Here is an 18,990-nt window from a genome sequence, read left to right as displayed (position 1 = left end):
ACTATGCGAATGTGCGTATTGTTGGGTTCATGGCTTCAGATAAAAAGTGGCCAAACATCCCTGCGTCTACATTTAAGCGCTCAGAGAGTGTTTTATATTCTTGCCCAAAGCCCTCAGGGTGAAATTGTTTACTGTACTGTTCAGTCAATTCATTTAATCTGATTGACCCATTTAAAGAAGATGAATTTAAATCACTATACTGATAGGAGTCTTTAAGCTTGAGGCTTTCAACAATACCGCTGTGTACTTGAGTAAAAGCGTCTTTCAACTTTTCATTGCCAGACAACGCCGTTTCCAAGTCATTTAGCTGCGAAGCAGAGAGCTTATCGCTACTCAGCTTTAAGTTTCCCTCTTTGTCTTGATATAAGTCTAGGTCACTCAAATCTAGACCAGGGTTTTTGCTAGCTTGCTCCGTTTTGAATTTATCAAACTCATCCAAGCTCGTTTTAAGTGCGCTTTGCGTCTTTTCCATTACATCAACATACGCGAGCGTGATTCTTTTTGCTTCGTCTTCCGCTATTTTAATGTGCTCTTGACTAACACCAACATGGGTTTGCATAGTTACTTTCGACGAGGCCGTTGGCGCTTCAGATTGAACTTGTGATTCTTTCAGTTGCTTTGTAAGTGAAGATTGCTCGCTGCGAGTGAGCTCTTGCTGGCTCGTAACGATGCTGTTTCGATTAATTTCCATCATTTTGCTCCAATCCTTGAAAGCCGTATATAAATAATTAGCTTAATCTAAAAAATATTAGTGTGTTAAAAATAGCCCAAAAACTGGGCTCTCACAAGAGGAAAAACTGATCACACGCAATAAATATGATTATTTTTCACCCAACAATATTGCTAATAGTCCACGTATTAAATACAGTAAAAATGCATATTTTTTAAACGGTATGCGATTTATTATTTTAACGAAAGGAACTTAGATCGTGAATAAATTAATAATAAGTGCATCTATGTCAATATTAGCGAGCTTTACTGCATCCGCTATTGATCAACATAATTTGCAAATTGAGACAAACTTTAAACCACAATTAAAAATTGAAGATATAGCCAGTGCCGTGCAGCAGGATGGCACACTCAATGAGGTATACCCTAATCTAGAACGCCAACCTTTGTCAGTTCAGGTCCAAGACCCCAAGCAAATTAAAGCGCAGCTCCAGCTAGGTCAACTTAATACCGCTCAAACATTGACAACATCAACGACAACATCGACACCAGCACAGCGCAGTGGCTGCCCAAATCTAGATTTAAACAATGCGGTATACACTGCATTTACTGCACAAGGGCAGATCCAGTGCTATAGCGTAGATGTGACAACAGCAACAAAAATTGAAGGGGTGATGGTAAACATTCCAGCAAATGTTGACTACAACTTATTCCTATTCAAGCTAGAAGATGACAACAGCTTGACCCCATTGGATGTGTCAAATCAAGCTAATGCAGTCAATGAGCAGGTCTTCTATAAAGTAGATCCCGGAGCCTACATTCTAGCGGCAGAATCAACGCAATGGGCTGCTGCAGATAACGCTATCATGGGTTGGTTCAGCCACCCTGATTTTGATGCAAATGAATCGAACGACAAACTATCACAAGCGACTGTACTAAGCCCTATTGCAACGGTGCAAGGCAATATAGACAATCAAAATGACTTAGATTTTTTCACATATCAAACAGCGGCAAATCAAAGTCAGGTTAAACTTAACTTCAGCGCAAGCAATCAATTTATTTTAGAAATTTGGGGTGGCTCTTCTTGGTTACAAGCGCCTAATAACCAATTGGTAAATCTAAATACAACGGGTAATTCAACCGTGGTACTTCGCGCACGCGCAAACCCTACTAGCCAGCCGCCTGTATCTGCACAATACGCCTTCACGCTATCAAACCCTGATGCTGGCGTAAAAATTTCAAACACCCGTGTGTGGAATAATGAAAACCTAACTAACTTATTATCCCCTTCACTACTTGAAGCGCACAATAAACTGGGCATGTCTGGAACTGTTGTTGATGCAGCGGGTGCGGCAGTCCCCTTTGCTCAAGTGGTACTAGCCGCTGTATCTCATCAAGGTCAAAACTTAGGGGCTCAAGGTCTAGTTGCAGATAGCCAAGGTCAGTTTTCAACGACGATTGATTTAATAGATTGCGCTGGTGTCGATACGGTTAATAGACGCAATAGGAGCTATCGCGGCACACCTACAAACCCAGAAATGTGGTGGGATATTACCTATCAGTTCGCCCAGTACTTGTTTATCCTTCAAGATTCAGGTGGTACAAACCAATATGTGTTTAACCACAATTTTGCCCACATTTGTAAAGAACGCATCACTAAAACCTGCTATTGGCAACGTGATTACATTAATGGCGGCGAAGAGTACAAGTGCTTTTAATTAGTTAATATCATATTGGCCACACGCCCGTGGCCAATATCAATGGGGTCAGAGTCATTGATATTCGGACTGTATCTACATATCTAATGCCATCGATCTTCCTCTCCTTCGACCACTCCTTTAACTTGCTAGTCGCTTAAATTGACACGTATAAATTCTATCAACAATCGAGTTCGTTGTGCCATATGTAATCTTGCTGGGTAAATTAATGATAATTGCAAATGATGTGCTTGCCATTCTGGCAACACTGGCACTAAACGCTTTTGCTTCACTAATTCATTCCCTGTGATCTCCGCTAACACACCTATCCCAAAACCATGTTCTAATAATGGCCGATAACTAGCAATATTATTAGCTTGATGCTGGCTCTCAAGTCTTACGTGCACTAATTCCCCCCCTCTATGTTTTAAAGCCAAATTAGATAATGCCTGCGTATTCGAAATAGTCACCCACGGAAACTCAGACAATTCCTCAGGCCTCTTGGGTAACTCATCTAACAAGGGACTAGCGTAAAGCTTGAGTTGGGTAGCAGTTAGTGGCAATGATACTAAATTGGAGTCGGGCAACTCTCCCGATCTAATAGCCAAATCAATAGAGTCTTCAATAATTGAAAGCGGCTCCTCACTAATAAGCAAATCAAACTGGACTTGAGGGTACTGGAGGCTGAACTGCTTTAATAGAGGTACTAATAGCGTTTCATAATGATCCTGAGTCGTGGTTAACCTAATCTTGCCCTTAATTTCGGTATTAAAACTTTTAACTTCATCCACTGCTTGTATCACAGTAGGAAGTAGTGTTTTCACTTGTTGAAAAAGCGTCCGGCCTTCATCAGTAATGCTAACCTTTCGCGTACTGCGCTGTAGTAGTTTTACTCCTAAATAATCTTCAAGTCGGCTAACTTGTTCGCTGACTTTTCCCCTTGGCATTTTGAGCTTTTCACCTGCTGCAGTGAAACTACCGGTTTCAGCCACTAAACTAAAAATTGCCATAGCTTTTAAATAGTTGACTATCACAGCACCTTCTCCAATTTAATTACCTATTTCGTTTTAAAATACACTAATTGATACCAAAAAAGTATCAGTAATTTAAGTATTAACCTACTAATAATCACCAATAAAAACGTAGATAATGATTTATCAAATTTATTTAGAAGGTATACATAGTGAATACACTAGCAATTATTGGCGGAACAGGTCGCGTTGGACAGCAGGTGATTAAACAAGCACTAGAACTTGGTTACCAGTTAAATGTATTAGCACGAAATCCTAAAAAGGTGACAGAGCATAAACTAATCCGCGTAATAAAAGGTGATGCTACAGATCCAGAAGCCCTAGATAAGTTGCTAACCGGTGCCGATGCAATAGTGTCTACACTGGGTCCTTCGGGGATAAACCACAGTATAAAATTAGCTAAGTCTTCAGCAAAAGAGTTTGGTTCAACTAAAAGTACTCAAGCCATTTTACCCTTAATGAATAAGCATAATATTAGCCGCTTAATATTGATGGGCGGCGCGAGCTTGCAACATCCTGATGATGAAAATAATCTTTTCATGCGACTATTATTAAACAAACTTGCCCCCAAAGTTCTAGGTGATATTTACTTAGATCGCGAACAAGAATTGCGAATACTATTAAACAGTCAAGTGAATTTTACCATTGCCCGCGCTGCAAAATTAGATGATGCTGAAACTACAAAACCGTTGAAAACGAGCCACAAGAAATTCCAAGGAGGCAACGTATCTATTCACAGCTTAGCGGCGTTTTTACTTGAACAAGTAAAAAGTAATAACTATTTTGGTAAAGCTGTTTATATAGCCAATTAGCAATATGTTCAATTCAATGGGGTCAGAGTCATTGATATTCTGACTGTATCTATATATCTATTGTCGTCGATTTTCCTCTCCTTCGACCACTCCAAAACCAAGCCCATGATAAGCAGACTTTAGCTCTGACGTTCGATTTAGACATCTTTGATATATATGGGTCAACTACTCCCCACCTTTAGCTACGGGGCGTAATCTATCTGTAAAAAGTTATCTTTGCTATTTTTATCAATACGATGCATATAGGGGTCAACAACCACAAACATTCCGAATGGATTATATGCTTCTATCAAAATTGTGTTGAGGCCTGATTTAATTGGATAATCCTGACGATGATATTCATTGAGTGAACGCTTTACATCTTCGGGGCTATCTGCCACTAATGCGACTTCGATTAAGTCATCTAGCTCAGCTTCAGTCTCTTTGCCATATTCATCTGCATAAAACTTTCTAGCGTCTATGGTGATGGTCACTGGGTAACGCCCTGTTTCTGTATTTTTCTCACCGACGACTACATTATCAACACGCAGACTATAAAAAGTTATTTCGTGAAATAAATCATGAACGAGTGCTTGTTGCTTAGAATCAACATGCTCGTTAATCAGTGCGATCAAATCATTGGTTGTGGCAAACTTTGATGAAACTCTTTGTTCTTCAATAAACTTTTTCAACAACTGATTTAGTTTACTTTCTCCAATACTGTGCGCCAGCGCTAGCATTGCTAAAGCACCTTTTTCATAATGAACAAAGCCTTGTAATGCAGTGATGTAGAGAGGGTACTCAAGCTCTCGACCTCGTTCAGTTAAATAATGATCAAGGGCGTATTTTTTATATTGCCTCAAAGTGCCATGATAGTATCTTTGTGCCACAACTTTTAATGCAGAATACTCAGCTAAGCTTTCAATGAGCATGTCAGCACCTTCAACATTTGCCGCAATTAGTTGGTGCCCCCACCACTGATGAGCAACCTCATGTGCCGTAATATAGTAAGGCATATTGTATGTGTTGGCTCTTCGCGTATCATGGCGAAAACCAATATCCTCACTAAAAGGGATCGTATTGGCAAAGCTTTGAGCAAACTTTCTGTAGCGTGGAAATTCTATAATACGAAGCTCAGAGTACTGATAAGGGCCAAATGCATTGGAGAAATAGTCCAAAGAATCCTTTGCAGCCTCCATCATTGTATCAATATTCCATTGATGATCAGGGTGATAATGTATCTGTAAATCCACTCCCTTATGGCGGTCACGTTTTACTTTTAATTTAAAGGATTGAATACTGTAATAATTGACCATCGGCTGCTTCATCGTGTAGGTATATTTGGCTCTATCACCATCTATCCTATGCTCTGTGAGCACACCAGGGGCTAAAGCGAGTTGATCAGCATCCGTTGTTAACTCCGCACGGAATGTAACCGCCTCCCCTATCAATGAATCAGTATGAAAAGTGCTATCATCGATGTCATTAACGACATTTACCTCCCCTTTTAAACCATACTCACTGCGTTTCTCAGGATCAGTAATATGCATGGTTGCGTCATAGCCAAAGAATGGAAACAACTCTTTATTGTTTATAAAAGTGCCATTTTCTACAATCTGGCTCACGTTGTCGTAAATATTAGGGGCGAGCTCCACAGTGATTTCAAGATCTGCTGTCTCACCGGGTTGCAGCGGTGTATTAAAGACAAACCAACTACCAACCTCTAAGCCAACCGATTTTAGCTTCCCATAGCCACTTTCCACCTTCCATTGACCCATAAACAGTGGGCTGTTGACTATCATTTTATCCACAGGTGTATTTTGTGAGTTAAGCAAACTAAGCTTAGCCGTCGCCTTAATACTGGGTACTTTAGGGTAAACATCAGCATGGATATCAACCCGCTGAACAACAGGTGGTATTTTGTTCCGATGAGATATAAACGCATGCTCGTAAGCCGCAACAACATCCTCATCCACATCAAGTACAGATGTAGCGGGAAACAAAATAGAGTGGTAAAAAATATGAGACCCCGCAGCAACGAACATGATACTGCTTAGCAAAATCAACTTTTGGTCTTTGATAGACAATTGCTGAGGCAAAAATGACAACCGAGTCCTTAACTCTGTACTTTCCCCTCTAGGCCAAAGTAAATAACCTAAAACAGCCAGAATTACAGACAGGCTACCCCAATAAGTAAAGTAGACTAATGTTTCCGCAATAGATTGCCCATATCCATTTAAATCTGAGTAGGTCAAAGGTGGAGAATTAGCAAAACTAAGCATGGGCGGTGTAAATTGAAACGCGAGTAGTAACACAGCCATCGCGGCGGTACCTGTTGCCCTATTTAAGCTAATCGCATGAACGAAGAATGTGAGAGAAAGCAAACACGCCACTTGAAAAACATGAAGACCCCCAACACTAAACAGGTATTGATTTATATTTATGGCTTCTATTCCACTATCAAGCTGCAGTTTCACCGACGCAACTACTGAAACAGCCAAAATAGCCATCACAATAAACAGTGCAGCAATAAATTTAGCGCTCCACAGCAGCCAGTTTTTTATCGGATAACACTCTAAAATAGCCCCCGCTCTAGACTCTCGTTCTCGCCATATCAGTTCGGGACAATAAAAGAGTAAAACCATAAAGATGGGCAGTAGTAACACGTCACCTAAATGTTCAATCATTGCATAAGTCAGCCGCCAAAGTGGTGTACCATAACTGCTTTCCATAGGAGACCAAAGTGTCAGAAATACACTTAACCCTAAAACAAACCAAAACGAAGGCTTTGCAGCGACGTGCAATACCTCAAATTTTAGTTGTCGATAAAAAAACCAAATATTGCTCGGCAGACTTTCTATTGCATGTATGCCTTGCTCAGGATAAGTATTTTGGCTATCCATTTCGTTGATGTCTTTGCGCTTATATGGAGCCAAGCTCTTTTGCACTAAACTTATTTTGATTGCCCCAATAAAAACAGCTAACGTGGCAATTAGCCAAAACACCCTATTTAACAAAAAAATAGGTTCAAGGCCGAGGGTTTGAGTCTGCTTGTCACTGGCACTCCAGTAAACGGTTTGATCCACAATATGAGACAAAGCCGACATATCCAAAACCATCAGCCACTCATGCATATATCTGCTTTCATCAAGCCTAGCCACTTCCGCCCAAGCAAAGAGTAAAGCGGTTGCCACGACAAGTGCCATTGACACCGCAGCAACCGCGCGTTGGCTCTTAATCACAATACTTATGGCGTAAAATAGTAAAGTATAAAAAAGCGCGTTGGGCAGCATAATTAGCACCAGTGGAGAAACAACAAAACGCCATTGAAATGGGCCGACCACATCATATGACAGTAAGCTCCACTTCCAACCGATGTAGGCGCTAATTGCATTCATTATGACAGTTAAACAAGACAGTGTACCAATCACAAAATAGACTGCGACAACTCTCGCAATGTGATATTTCCAAGGGTTAATAGGCCGGCAAAAAATCAGCTCTTGCATTGAATAGGTATGATTACTCAGAGCGACCCTCCCGACAAATATAGCCGTGAGAACCATTAGAATAATACTTGCACCCCTTGCAAGCTCGATATAAGTATAAGGCGCATTAATAGGCACAATTTGATAACTGGTCCCGTACTCAAACACTTCGTATGCAGAGAGTGATACGAGTAACAAAGCCAGAACATAGACCATCCAGCGCGAAAAAATAGTAAATAGCTCAAATCGTACAGTATTGATAAACATTTATATTATCCCTACTCTACTGGATTTTTGCTTGTGCTAAGGTAGCAAAATAAACATCTTCTAAATCGACTGTAGCTGGTAAAAAACCCTCAGGTTGCTCATCTTGAACAACAGATGCGATGATTTCTCCTGCAAATCTTTTTTTGGATATCACATTGTATGATTGTTCAACCTGCGAAAGCGTTTCTTTAGCAACAACACCACGCCACACTTGCCCAGATAAAGATGAGATTAAATTAGCAGGACTTCCTTGCAGAACAATCTCTCCCCGATTCATGATGGCACATTCAGTGCAAAGTTCTGAGACATCTTCAACAATATGGGTTGATAATACGACAACTTTGTCTTCAGACAACTCACATAATAAGTTGTAAAACCGATTACGCTCTTGCGGATCTAGCCCAGCAGTTGGCTCATCCACTATGATTAGGTCTGGATCACCAAGTAATGCCTGCGCAATTCCAAATCTTTGCTTCATCCCACCAGAGAATGTTGATACTGCCCTTTTTCTTTGCTCGTATAAATTTGTTTTAATTAATAGCGATGACACAGCCTCTTTTCGCTGGCTTTTGTTAGCGAACCCTTTGAGGGCTGCAAGATGATCCAGTAAACGAATTGCACTTATATTCGGGTAAACACCAAAATCTTGTGGTAAATAACCTAACCTCCGTCTAACTTCATGAGCATGAGCTGACACGCATATACCATCATATTCAATGTAGCCTGAATCAGCTGATTGCAATGTGGCAATCGAGCGCATCAGAGATGATTTACCCGCGCCATTTGGGCCAAGCAACCCAAACATGCCTTTTTTAATAGTGAGGTTTATATTGTTTAACGCCAGTGACCCTTTGTAGGATTTAGAAAGATTACAAACTTTTAGCACAAGTCTCTCCATAGCTTGCTTTGGTGCATAGTTACTATATTAACAAACTAGCTCGTGCCAAAAAAATAACAACATCGAATAACGGATTTACAGCGCCATCACCATTGATGCTCCATACGCAACTTTCTCCCTCACAAGGAACTCCCCCTTACGAGGACTACGAGTTAATCATTTATGGGATCAAATGACTCTGACCCCTTTGATTTAGTCTTCCATCAGTACGCGCATCATTTGCGCATGATGATTCAAAAAATCTTTCGTAATTGCGTAGTGTTCAGTATCTTCGTAAGCCACTTCATGTATGCCAGCCTGTGAGAACTGATAGATTTTTGCTCTTGGGTATGCCAATAAAATTGGTGAATGCGTTGCAATTATAAATTGAGAATTCTCCTGTACCAATTGGTGGATAGCAGATACTGCAGCCATTTGACGCGCAGGTGATAACGCAGCCTCGGGTTCATCCATAATGTATAAGCCATCACCGCGCAACTTGTTCACCAAAGTCGCCATAAATGATTCACCGTGTGACTGTTGGTGCAGAGACGTCCCTCCATAACTCTGAAGGTATCCAACCTCATCCATCAGGGTCGCTAAGTTGTAAAAACTTTCTGCACGCAAAAAATAGCCATCTCTTGGGTGCTTGAAGCTTCTAATTGGCTTGAGGTACTCATACAAAACCGAATGGGTTTTATTGGTAGCAAACGTTGATTGCTTAGTGCCTCCTTCGGCATTAAACCCCATAGCGACTGCGATTGCTTCAACCAGCGTTGACTTGCCCGACCCATTTTCTCCTACAAAAAAGGTCACATCGGGATGAAACTCTAAATGATCTAGCTCGTTGATCGCTGGAATACTAAAAGGATAAACCTCGAAGCTCTCTATCTTGTCGCGCTTTAATTGAATCTCTCTGAGGTAAGGTCTGTCTGAAAAACTCATACTTTTTGTGCCATTGCGTATTTTGAGTACTAGCATTCACCAAAATACTTTATTTCGAGCAAATAAACTAATATGAATGAAGTTTTCGGTACGCTATCACCATATTAAACCGCCTACAAGCCACGATTACCTGAGTTTACAAAGAGAAGTTGTAATTAAGAGTCCTTGATTACAAACCGCTTAGTTGGCTTTGGACCTATGGGCTTCATTTGAGATTAAGCAGCCACCCATTCTTTATCTTTGAAGTCATATTGAGAGCTGAGGCTTTTTAAAGGGATCAACGACTCTGACCCCATTGATTCTTCCATGCTGAATCACACTACTTATTTAGTAAAATCACTAACAATTGGTAGCTGAGAAAAACTGCACCACCGAATAAAAAACAACCCATTGAAAATATTAAACTTTATATTTGGTGCGCTTATTGCTCAGTATGGTTATGTTGCACTGACTGTATGAAATAAGGAACTGTGTTATGGATATAAAAAGAATAAGAAATTACCTCATGGCGACTGTTGTTGCTTGCCAAATCGCTCTATTAATATGGGAGAGCTTGAATGGCGGCGTTGTCACCCATCACTTTTTAGCACGAGAGGACATGCCTGGTTTGTCAAATTGGTGGGGGCTTGTGATCCTACCGTTTTTAGTGTGGATAACCGCTTATAGTATTGAGCAAAGAGGTCAACATTTAAATGATCGGCTGACACACTCTAAATTTAATAAAGTGGCTTACGCTAGCTTTTTAGCCATGTTACTTATAAGTCTTGTTCAATCGACTGTTTTTATACTAGGTTATTCAACGGCCGCGGTATCTATATTGATGTTACTCATACTGATTGCGCTCTTTTTACCGCTATATCGAATTGAGGCCATTGTCGGTTATGTACTAGGAGGGGCATATTTTACAGGCCCTATGATCCCATTTGTTGGTGTGGTGTTATTTGTCGCGGCTTCTGTATTTGCACATTTTTGTATCAAACCACTTATAACGCGTTTGAAAACATCAAACACAGTATCTGAATAAAGACAATTAAGAAACTTGGACTCTGCTTCGTTGACTGCGACCAACGAAGCCAGTGGTTTTGAATGCTTATATGACCCTTAATCAACTATTATTTAATCGCCTTGAAACGGGTTAACATCAATTATTCTTGAGCTTTTGAAGTGCTAATTAGCAATGAGAACTTTATAGCGGGCTCAATGACGCGCCTCCAAAACTTGTTGCCCGAGTTTAAGTAGTCACCTGTATAATTCTGACTAATACTTGATGCTAATCCAGCAATATCCAGATGACTACAAGTTGTCGCAGCCACTGTTTTATGGCTATTTTAAATTGTTACTGTTTTATAAATGTGTAGGGCACCACCTGGACAACCGGCTTTTTTAACATCATTGATAGTACCTAATACATTCAAGTGAGAATAAGTTGGTAAGTTACCTAAAGATTTTGTAGTGCTGCCTTGGTTAAACAAGGTATCAACTGTGATGGTTGATAGAGGACTACCACCAGACACCACGGCTTTTATTGGAGAGCCGCTTAAGGAGATCTCGGTTATCGCCATCGGCTCTTGGTGCATATCTGTCTGGGTATTGACTGGCGCAAATGTGCTTTTGTTGGTTAATCCCATATCCAAGTTAGTTACTTTCATCAGTCCAGTATGGGCCATGCCTAAGGTAGTTGAAGTGTTGGCCATAGATTTATATCCGCCCGTATCGAGCAGACCACCTTTAATATCTAACCGAAATGTATCTCCAGGTTTGATGTTGGTATGTTTTTCATACTTATAATTGAGCCCGTCACAATTAAATATGTACCCGTTCGTTTTTGCCACATTGCCTGAGGCACTGATACTCAAGCCACAAGAAGGTACCAAATGAATATCCACACCGGCTGTAGCTCCTTGAACAAGAGTTTGTGAGGCTTTTGGCAGCACCTTGTCAATAACGACTTTCATTTCATTGTCATTGAGTCCATTGATTATGGCTTTGCTGACACCTTTAGCATGGTCGAGACACAAATCAATGGCAAAAGTGAGGTTTTTGACCTTAAAAAATCCCAAAGGATCTAAGTTTTCTGCTGCGTCATTGAAGCCTGTAACTTGCTTGGTGAAAAACACCCAGGAACGTTTGGTACTGGTGGTTTCGCCATAGTCTTTGGCATTATTAAGGGCCTTGTAGTTCTCGCTAGCAGTATCAACGTCCACCTTGCTGATTATATTGTCGGCATTTTCTGTGTATTTAAGTAGATGCCAAGGGTCAATGTGGGAGACTTCGTCATCATTACCGCCTTTTAAATCGGCTATCACATCAGCAACATTGCCTTTGTAAAGACCGGCGACCGAGTTATCAACATCTTTTTTCTTAATAAAATCAATAGGAGACTTGTACTTCTTCATGGCGATATGAGTATTTTTGAACCCTTGATCTATCTGCTCAAACCCCCCTTCTATAATTAAGGAAATATTATAAGCATCCAGAGCTTTGCTTTTATCTTCGGAAAATGTCCAATCAAAAGGGTATTTCTTGGCATATTTTTGTTGTGACTTACTGTCGATAACCTTAGTAAAGACATCTCTGGTACATTCAGTATTTACCGCATCAGCAACTCTTTTTACTTCAACATTACCGATGGCTTCTTTGCGGATCAGGTTGGTCGCCGTTAACTTGGCTAATGAGTCCAAGTTACCCAATAACTTAGTTTGATTGTCTTTTGCCAGAGCAACTTTTAACTCTGTGGTTAAGACTATCAAACGGAAAAACTCTTCCACTGTGAAATTGTTGTTGTCTACTGGTTTATCAACGTTTAACTTGGTGGTATCAGTAGGTTTGTAAAACGGCATGATAATGTCGCTAACTTGGACACTTTTTGATTTGGTTGCTGCATTATAGGCAATGACTGAACCGAATACGAACACCCATTTATCCCATTTCTTGTCTTTCACCAACTCTTGCAGCTCTCCGACCAACCCCCGAGAGCCTTTTTTCTTTGGGTCGCCATGACCGTTCACCGTAGATAGTTTATAGGCACCATTTTGACCTCGGAAAAAGAACTCAGGGATCACTAAGACCTTGGTGGCGTCAGCATCGACCTTGCTCGACGCAGCTGCTTTGTCGAATACGGTTTTTAATAGGGCTACGCGCGCAGTATAGTCTTCAACTTCGTCGGCAAGACCAAGGTACTGTTTCTTTGATCCGACTTTTATTGGCCCGGTATTGATGGCATAACCGATAAACTGTACTTTTTCTGGCATATTAATTCTCACTCTGGCTTCAATGTTGCCGTCATTTTATGAGGCTCCTCAAATTGAAGCTTGGTGAAAATAGCTATAAGTTGCTGTCACATGTTTACCCGAATTTCTAATAAATGGGGTCAGAGTCTAATCAATGGGGTCAGAGTCAATTGATTGCTTGCTATAAACTTCACGTACCATTCTTATTGAAAGCGATAATATTACTCACCTTTTAGCTTGTTATGCATTGACGCATATAGGGAGCTTTTGAAGGTATTCAACGACTCTGACCCCATTGATTTCTGACCCCATTGATTTAAGCTACACTAGCAAAAAATTGACACCTTAGGTGACATTGCAACTTGATTAGAATAGAGGTTAATTCTCTTTATTTTCAATTCTTAAGACAAAAATAAAGAGGTAGTTATTATCTTGGTTTGAAATGTGCATTACAAAATCAAAGTTAGATTAAATAATGTCTCCACTATGAATAAAAGCGCAAATACAGTGTATGTTTTAAGCGGGTATGCCAAATGCTCAACCACTCACCAAGGAAAGTACAAACTAGGCAATAAGCACTCAATCGGCCTTTTAACAACGGATGAAAACTACCAAGATAACATCAAGCAACTCAAAACCTTTATTAAAGATTTAGGCTGGGACTCCATTATGTTTTGTATGGTCGAAGAGGTCGACGATATCAATACCTTGTCCAATGATATTCTGGTTTCGAGCTTTCTTCGTGCCCAAAAAAATGGCCAGTCTTTGGTGGTCAATGATAACCCAATTACCGTGCATTAGTTTCAACGGGGTCAGAGTCGTTGATTGTTCTGGCAGCCTAAGGCAACTGACCTCAATCAGACTATGAACGCACGTGCTCTTTGGCTTTTAAACAATCGATGAAAGCTAGGTATTTTAAAAAGGGATCAAATGACTCTGACCCCTTTGATTTACCTGATTTTATCGGTACTGGTTTGCATGTTTTAAGCTTTGCAAATCATCAAATCGTACACCGTGTAGGGCCATAATTGGCCGTATTTTTTTACTTATCATTTGTCGAATATAAAATGGCTGATTAGACACAAAATGATGAATGGTGTGTGTACGGCCGAAGTCAAAACAAAATAACTGAAAAGGTAAAAACCAGCGGCTGGTGATCACATGCGTTTGCTCCAAGACATTATTCACACCGCCATAATAATGCATTGAAGAGGTCACCAAATTAAGCGAAAACGAGCGGATAACATTTGGCAAAATCAGCACCACCATCAAAAGCTCAGCGACCTCAAGTAACTCGACTCCCCAGCCAGGCACTTCAAATGGCTGAACAAATTGCAGCGCATAGTAAGCAATCACACCATATAAAATCGCAAAGTAAGCGGTCGCAAGCGGCGCACCGGCATTAAATACCTGTAAAAACTTAAAACCACGAATTTCTTTACTAAAGCGCTTTGTATTGAGTAATAAACCAAGCAACCCATCAGCAATCACCACCGCTCTCAAAAAAGGTGACTGAATACCATTACCCACTAAGCGCTCTTCTAAATCTTGAGAGGTACCAGACACTTTATGGTGGTGTAAATGAATTTTTCTACGATACCAGGGGTTTACCGTATTTGGTCGCATTAGCCACACAGTTAACATCATAAAGTTATGTATAAGCGGGTGTTTACTAAAATACTGCTTGTGGAGCAAGTCGTGCTCAAGCTCATGGGCAATGGAAGTAATCAAGGCTACCAATACAATACACAGCCACGCCGGTATCGCCGCGACATAATATAGCGTCGCAACGCCTATGAATGAACACAATGACAACAGCAAAATGACCATGGCGATACCGTTTTGCCATTTAAGAATAGGGTAACGCGCCCTAAGCGATGTCTCTTCGGCGTTAATTGCAGTCACAATCGCTTTGATGTTCTGCTTCGCGGTTAATTTTGACATTCATAACTTTGCTAACTGGTTGATGCCATTATCATACCGGAATCAATGGGGTCAGAGTACATGATTTTTTAATTGCATCGCGGCCTACCCTCCTTAGCTTCACAGGCTTTAAAAAGGGCTGTGGAATTATGAAAGCAGGATCGATTTACTCTGACCCCATTGATTCTAACGAGTTTGTATCACCCGAAATGGATAAGCTTTCCAAATCGCTGTGGTAAAGTTTTCTGCCTTGCTGTATCGATTAAACAATGCTTATCTTGTCAAATATAAAGCTTTGGCTGGTGCAATATTCTGACTCAGTTTGGTAAAAAAAGACTGAATTGTGAGTGATGAAGAACCTCCGGCTTCGTTATCAAACAGCGGGGCCACAATAAATTGTATCGGGCTTTGTGCAAACATCGCTGCAAATGAATATGACGATCCCATTTGGCAAGAATCTAAATAGATCAACTCGCTATTAAGGTTTAGTAAATCAACAGCATATACCTGCTCATCATTCAATTGCATAAAGGCTTCGCTCTCATCTGCGATACCATGCAAACTCAACAACGCCACATCTAGTTTCTTCTTATTGACCAGTTGGTCTTTGCTTATATCCTCCATTTCATAATGTTTAGTATTGGTTAATATCTCAGATATCAGTAATGAGGCGCTTTCAGGGTCGGTGGTCTTATCTTTAACAGTCAAGCCATTACCCTGTTCATTAAAGTGATATTCATCAGTCACTTTTACAGGCTTAAAACTAAAGGACACGGGGTATTGTAGGAACAGTGGTTGCCCTTTATATGAGATAAGATCTAATGCGAAATCAAAACTGCCCTTATCTAACATAAAATGAATATGCTTCGCTTTATCAAGCATTGGGCTGATGGGTTCAAACAACGCTAATTCATAGTCACCAAGAGTTTGATTTAGAAACGCCTTATCAAGCTCCCAACTATTCAGTTTCAATAACGCCGAATTAAAATTAGATTGCGTTTGTTGTGAGGGCTCACGAAGCGAGTAGTTAATCACACTGCTGCCTAACTTCGCTTTTATAAACATATGTTTATTCGTAGTATCTAATGATACATAAAGCGTTTGATTTTCTGAACTCACCGCAGGATTTGCAACTAACAAAGAACATAAAAAAACGAAAAGTAATTTAATTTTCATACGGTTCCAAAAACGAGGTTATTTCCATCAAACCAAAAAAGCGTAAAGAATACACTGTACCCACTTTATTCAGTCTCAGACAAGTGGGTATCACCAAGAATTTTGTATAAAAATGTGTAGGATTTCAATGGGGTCAGAGTCATGGATGATTTATGTGGTCTCAGCTTGTGACGCTCAATCAGGTTATGAAAATATGCACTCGTTGGCATGAGTTGATTGACCGAGGTTAGATATTTTTTAAGTCATAGCCTGCTTTCAACGCCTGATATAACCCCATCAGAACCAAAACTGCGATAAGTATTTCAGCGAGTAGAATGATAAATATAAGAAAACCTAACTTGCTAGCGAAATACATGTAGACCAATAAACCTATATGGAAAATAGCAGAGTACCCCCAAGACCAAGTCCTGCGCCTTAGATTCTTGTCGGGTAATGTATAAATAAGCAATATTGATACAACATATAAAACACAAATAACGGAGACCTTTACAACAAAAGGGCTGAACTCTATGGACTTTTCAGTATTTGAAATTGCGTAGATTGCAAGGAAGATAAAACCCCAAATGATGTACGAACCACATGTGATCCTTAAGATTATTTTGGAGATTCTAGTCTCATCCATCGCAGCACCTAATACCTTAAACTGAGAAGCTCCCAGACATTTATATTTAAAATCAATATAGTGGATACACATAAAACTGTTTAATTTGGTTCATTTCGCCCAAAACCAACCAAGTAAAAACAGCAAATGCGATATCATAACCTTATATGATATCGCCATAAAAAACTGAATCAATGGGGTCTGAATCAATGGGGTCAGAGTACATGATTTTTCAAATGTACTTTACGCTTCTCACAGTCCCCTTATATCCAGACAGGCGCAGCTGATAAATTGAAAGCAGGATCAAACGACTCTGACCCCATTGATTACATCTCGTATTGCCTAAGTATGGCTAGCATATTGTCTGGGATCAGCGCTTTTTGTCCGGTTTTCATATTAAACATCACCACAGTGGCATACCCCGTTGTGCATACTACTTGCTGTGATTCGCTAAACGCCTCGTAACGCATTGTAAAGCGGTCTTCTTTAATGTCAGTAATATATGAACCAATATATAAGGTGTCTGGAAAAGTCACGGGTCGTTTGTATTGCGCATAAGTATCACGCAGCACAGGGCTATGGCTGGGTTCAGATAAAATCGACAGTAAGCCGGTTTGCTTTAAAAAATCAATGCGTGCAGTCTCGAAGTAACGAAAATACGATACGTTGTTCACATGCCCCAATGCATCCATCTCCCCCCATACCACATTAATTTTTGTATTAATTGCAAACCTTTCGAAAAACTCCTGCATGATGCTGCCTCAAATTATGGTTATTTATTTTGAGAGTAACAACTCATCGTACCAGTAGCAAGAGCAGTTCAGTCGCAAAATGTATGCGACGAAGTAAAATGACTTTTGCGCAAGATAACATGAACGACTTTCACAAATAGTAAAAAGTCCTCATAAACACATCCATACACCAACATAATTTGGCTCACATAGCCTAAAGTAGCTTAGGTGTTTGGATATATCGGGGGCAATACGCCGTCAAACGAAGCGATTACTTATCAATTGATTATTTTAAGGGGGTGATTAAAAGAAAAAAGTGCTGCCTATCAGTTTTAATATCAGAGTTAATCTAGGGCTACCTTTTATTCCAAAGAGTCAAATTACTCTGCTCCTTTGATTCTTACGTTAGTTATGGAGCTGTTCACACATTATTTTGAAGAATTAATTTTTGAAAGGGATCAAATAACCCTGACCCCTTAATTAAAAGAATTTCTTATAAAGGCTCTGCTTCACCAATCTCTGTTTGTACATCGAAAGCTGATGTGTTTTTAATCGTACCACTAAGGGTTCCTGTGGTTTTAGGAAGAACCTGCTCTACTCCAGCAAACCAAAAATAATGGTCACTCACTCGATCGGGAAAATTCGCACCGAACATCCCACTAACCTGAATAGGCGCAGTAAAATTGACTGTTTGCGTCTTCATTGTACCAACCATCGTGACTTTAATCTTTGAGTTTGGTGGAACCTTCACTGTGGCGCTGGCAGTGCTCGTTCTAGTTGTCGAATTGGTATTTGATTCTCCCGCTGTAATTGAGGTGCTAAAAGTTGAACCTAACTTAAACACGCCTTCCAGCGAAACCTCAGCGGTAAATGACATGCCACTCGTTACCGAGCTCGAAGTTGTCTGTGACTCTTGCCAAGCGCCAGACACAGTAAGTGTAATGGTCTGCTCTTGGTTGCTTTTATTTATTGCATAATTAGAACCGAGAACTGCCTGTGTATCTCCGGTTGTCTCGCCCTGCGTATAGTCAATAGACCCGAGGGTTTTATATGCGGGGTGACTATACTGTTCAGTTATTGCAGGGGTAACAGCATTGAAATAGGTTTCACTGTTTACAGATATCCCATCCGGGGTCACCTCTTTTGGATTTCTTGAAAAAGAGTGTTTAAACCAGTCTCTAACAGCATTGGGGCTAGAATCAAGGGCACTGAGATCTGAGAATTGTAACGCTTGCTGGATTGGCATAATAATTCCTTTAAGTAAGTGAGATTATAGTTACATCTAACGATTAATGAGAAGCGTTTTAAGCTCCTCATTTATGTGATTACAAGCGTAGAGTGTGGAAACGGTGTGCGTTATTACAAAGTATTACAGCGCGGCTAATTAAGGTTTTAATCCAACAGGCCAGCACTATTAAGTATTTGTGTATTTCTTATATATTTGGAATTTATGAACTCTTTCGAGGTGTTAACTAGAGTGATATTTTAGAGTGGAATCAATTAAGTCATTAGCCCAAAAGTAACCGCTGTAACAACGAGTATTACCCCAATCCTTTCGTCTAGACTG

Annotated in this window: 14 protein-coding genes; 4 read left to right on the top strand and 10 right to left on the bottom strand. The window is 40.2% G+C overall.

Annotated features, from left to right (window positions below; genetic code table 11):
- Position 1 precedes the first annotated feature (1 nt).
- On the bottom strand, positions 2–694 hold the full coding sequence (locus A7985_RS13560) for a hypothetical protein (protein WP_141685366.1): 693 nt from the start codon (positions 692–694) through the stop codon (positions 2–4).
- A gap of 235 nt (positions 695–929) precedes the next feature.
- Here A7985_RS13560 and A7985_RS13555 point away from each other — a divergent pair, with 235 nt between their 5' ends.
- On the top strand, positions 930–2,387 hold the full coding sequence (locus A7985_RS13555; protein WP_141685365.1) for a carboxypeptidase-like regulatory domain-containing protein: 1,458 nt from the start codon (positions 930–932) through the stop codon (positions 2,385–2,387).
- Between the two features lie 128 nt (positions 2,388–2,515).
- Here the strand turns inward: A7985_RS13555 and A7985_RS13550 are convergent, their stop codons facing one another.
- Positions 2,516–3,400, bottom strand: coding sequence for a LysR family transcriptional regulator (locus A7985_RS13550; protein WP_065790999.1), 885 nt, complete (start codon positions 3,398–3,400; stop codon positions 2,516–2,518).
- Positions 3,401–3,549: 149 nt separating this feature from the next.
- Here A7985_RS13550 and A7985_RS13545 point away from each other — a divergent pair, with 149 nt between their 5' ends.
- Positions 3,550–4,209, top strand: a complete 660-nt coding sequence (locus tag A7985_RS13545) for an NAD(P)-dependent oxidoreductase (protein WP_065790998.1) — start codon at positions 3,550–3,552, stop codon at positions 4,207–4,209.
- Between the two features lie 182 nt (positions 4,210–4,391).
- Here the strand turns inward: A7985_RS13545 and A7985_RS13540 are convergent, their stop codons facing one another.
- The 3 genes from A7985_RS13540 to A7985_RS13530 all read right to left on the bottom strand — a co-directional run bounded on the left by A7985_RS13540 (position 4,392) and on the right by A7985_RS13530 (position 9,762).
- Entirely contained in the window at positions 4,392–7,940 is a 3,549-nt protein-coding gene (locus A7985_RS13540) for a M1 family aminopeptidase (protein WP_065790997.1), read from the bottom strand.
- Between the two features lie 16 nt (positions 7,941–7,956).
- The gene (locus A7985_RS13535) at positions 7,957–8,826 is read right to left on the bottom strand and encodes an ABC transporter ATP-binding protein (protein WP_065790996.1); all 870 of its coding nucleotides are present in this window, start codon (positions 8,824–8,826) and stop codon (positions 7,957–7,959) included.
- 204 nt (positions 8,827–9,030) lie between these two features.
- Entirely contained in the window at positions 9,031–9,762 is a 732-nt protein-coding gene (locus A7985_RS13530; RefSeq protein ID WP_065791268.1) for an AAA family ATPase, read from the bottom strand.
- A gap of 475 nt (positions 9,763–10,237) precedes the next feature.
- Between A7985_RS13530 and A7985_RS13525 the strand changes: the two genes are divergently transcribed.
- Positions 10,238–10,786 carry a hypothetical protein gene (locus tag A7985_RS13525; protein WP_081310569.1) on the top strand — a complete coding sequence of 183 codons (549 nt, stop codon included), beginning with the start codon at positions 10,238–10,240 and terminating at the stop codon, positions 10,784–10,786.
- Between the two features lie 304 nt (positions 10,787–11,090).
- On the opposite strand, the gene A7985_RS13520 is transcribed toward A7985_RS13525, so the two are convergent.
- Positions 11,091–13,013, bottom strand: coding sequence for a hypothetical protein (locus A7985_RS13520; protein WP_065790995.1), 1,923 nt, complete (start codon positions 13,011–13,013; stop codon positions 11,091–11,093).
- Between the two features lie 465 nt (positions 13,014–13,478).
- On the opposite strand from A7985_RS13520, the gene A7985_RS13515 reads away from it, so the two are divergent.
- A complete protein-coding gene (locus A7985_RS13515; RefSeq protein ID WP_065790994.1) occupies positions 13,479–13,793 on the top strand; it encodes a hypothetical protein in 315 nt (104 codons plus the stop codon).
- Between the two features lie 159 nt (positions 13,794–13,952).
- Here the strand turns inward: A7985_RS13515 and A7985_RS13510 are convergent, their stop codons facing one another.
- The 4 genes from A7985_RS13510 to A7985_RS13490 all read right to left on the bottom strand — a co-directional run bounded on the left by A7985_RS13510 (position 13,953) and on the right by A7985_RS13490 (position 18,669).
- Positions 13,953–14,936, bottom strand: a complete 984-nt coding sequence (locus A7985_RS13510) for a fatty acid desaturase (RefSeq protein ID WP_065790993.1) — start codon at positions 14,934–14,936, stop codon at positions 13,953–13,955.
- 252 nt (positions 14,937–15,188) lie between these two features.
- Entirely contained in the window at positions 15,189–16,091 is a 903-nt protein-coding gene (locus A7985_RS13505; protein ID WP_065790992.1) for a hypothetical protein, read from the bottom strand.
- A 927-nt stretch (positions 16,092–17,018) separates the two neighbouring features.
- On the bottom strand, positions 17,019–17,444 hold the full coding sequence (locus A7985_RS13495; RefSeq protein ID WP_065790990.1) for an acyl-CoA thioesterase: 426 nt from the start codon (positions 17,442–17,444) through the stop codon (positions 17,019–17,021).
- Positions 17,445–17,916: 472 nt separating this feature from the next.
- Positions 17,917–18,669, bottom strand: a complete 753-nt coding sequence (locus A7985_RS13490) for an ETX/MTX2 family pore-forming toxin (RefSeq protein WP_065790989.1) — start codon at positions 18,667–18,669, stop codon at positions 17,917–17,919.
- Between the last annotated feature and the right edge of the window lie 321 nt (positions 18,670–18,990).

This window comes from Pseudoalteromonas luteoviolacea (assembly GCF_001696455.1).
Classification (GTDB): Bacteria; Pseudomonadota; Gammaproteobacteria; order Enterobacterales; family Alteromonadaceae; genus Pseudoalteromonas; species Pseudoalteromonas luteoviolacea_C.
The sequence above is the reverse complement of the archived record's forward strand: the minus strand, read 5'-3'. Positions and strand labels throughout refer to the sequence as shown.

Excerpts from the sequence above, each read along its gene's own strand:
- A7985_RS13560 (WP_141685366.1), bottom strand. The coding sequence starts at position 694 with ATGATGGAAATTAATCGAAACAGCATCGTTACGAGCCAGCAAGAGCTC.
- A7985_RS13540 (WP_065790997.1), bottom strand. The coding sequence starts at position 7,940 with ATGTTTATCAATACTGTACGATTTGAGCTATTTACTATTTTTTCGCGC.
- A7985_RS13530 (WP_065791268.1), bottom strand. The coding sequence starts at position 9,762 with ATGAGTTTTTCAGACAGACCTTACCTCAGAGAGATTCAATTAAAGCGC.
- A7985_RS13525 (WP_081310569.1), top strand. The coding sequence starts at position 10,238 with ATGGATATAAAAAGAATAAGAAATTACCTCATGGCGACTGTTGTTGCT.
- A7985_RS13520 (WP_065790995.1), bottom strand. The coding sequence starts at position 13,013 with ATGCCAGAAAAAGTACAGTTTATCGGTTATGCCATCAATACCGGGCCA.
- A7985_RS13515 (WP_065790994.1), top strand. The coding sequence starts at position 13,479 with ATGAATAAAAGCGCAAATACAGTGTATGTTTTAAGCGGGTATGCCAAA.
- A7985_RS13510 (WP_065790993.1), bottom strand. The coding sequence starts at position 14,936 with ATGTCAAAATTAACCGCGAAGCAGAACATCAAAGCGATTGTGACTGCA.
- A7985_RS13505 (WP_065790992.1), bottom strand. The coding sequence starts at position 16,091 with ATGAAAATTAAATTACTTTTCGTTTTTTTATGTTCTTTGTTAGTTGCA.
- A7985_RS13495 (WP_065790990.1), bottom strand. The coding sequence starts at position 17,444 with ATGCAGGAGTTTTTCGAAAGGTTTGCAATTAATACAAAAATTAATGTG.
- A7985_RS13490 (WP_065790989.1), bottom strand. The coding sequence starts at position 18,669 with ATGCCAATCCAGCAAGCGTTACAATTCTCAGATCTCAGTGCCCTTGAT.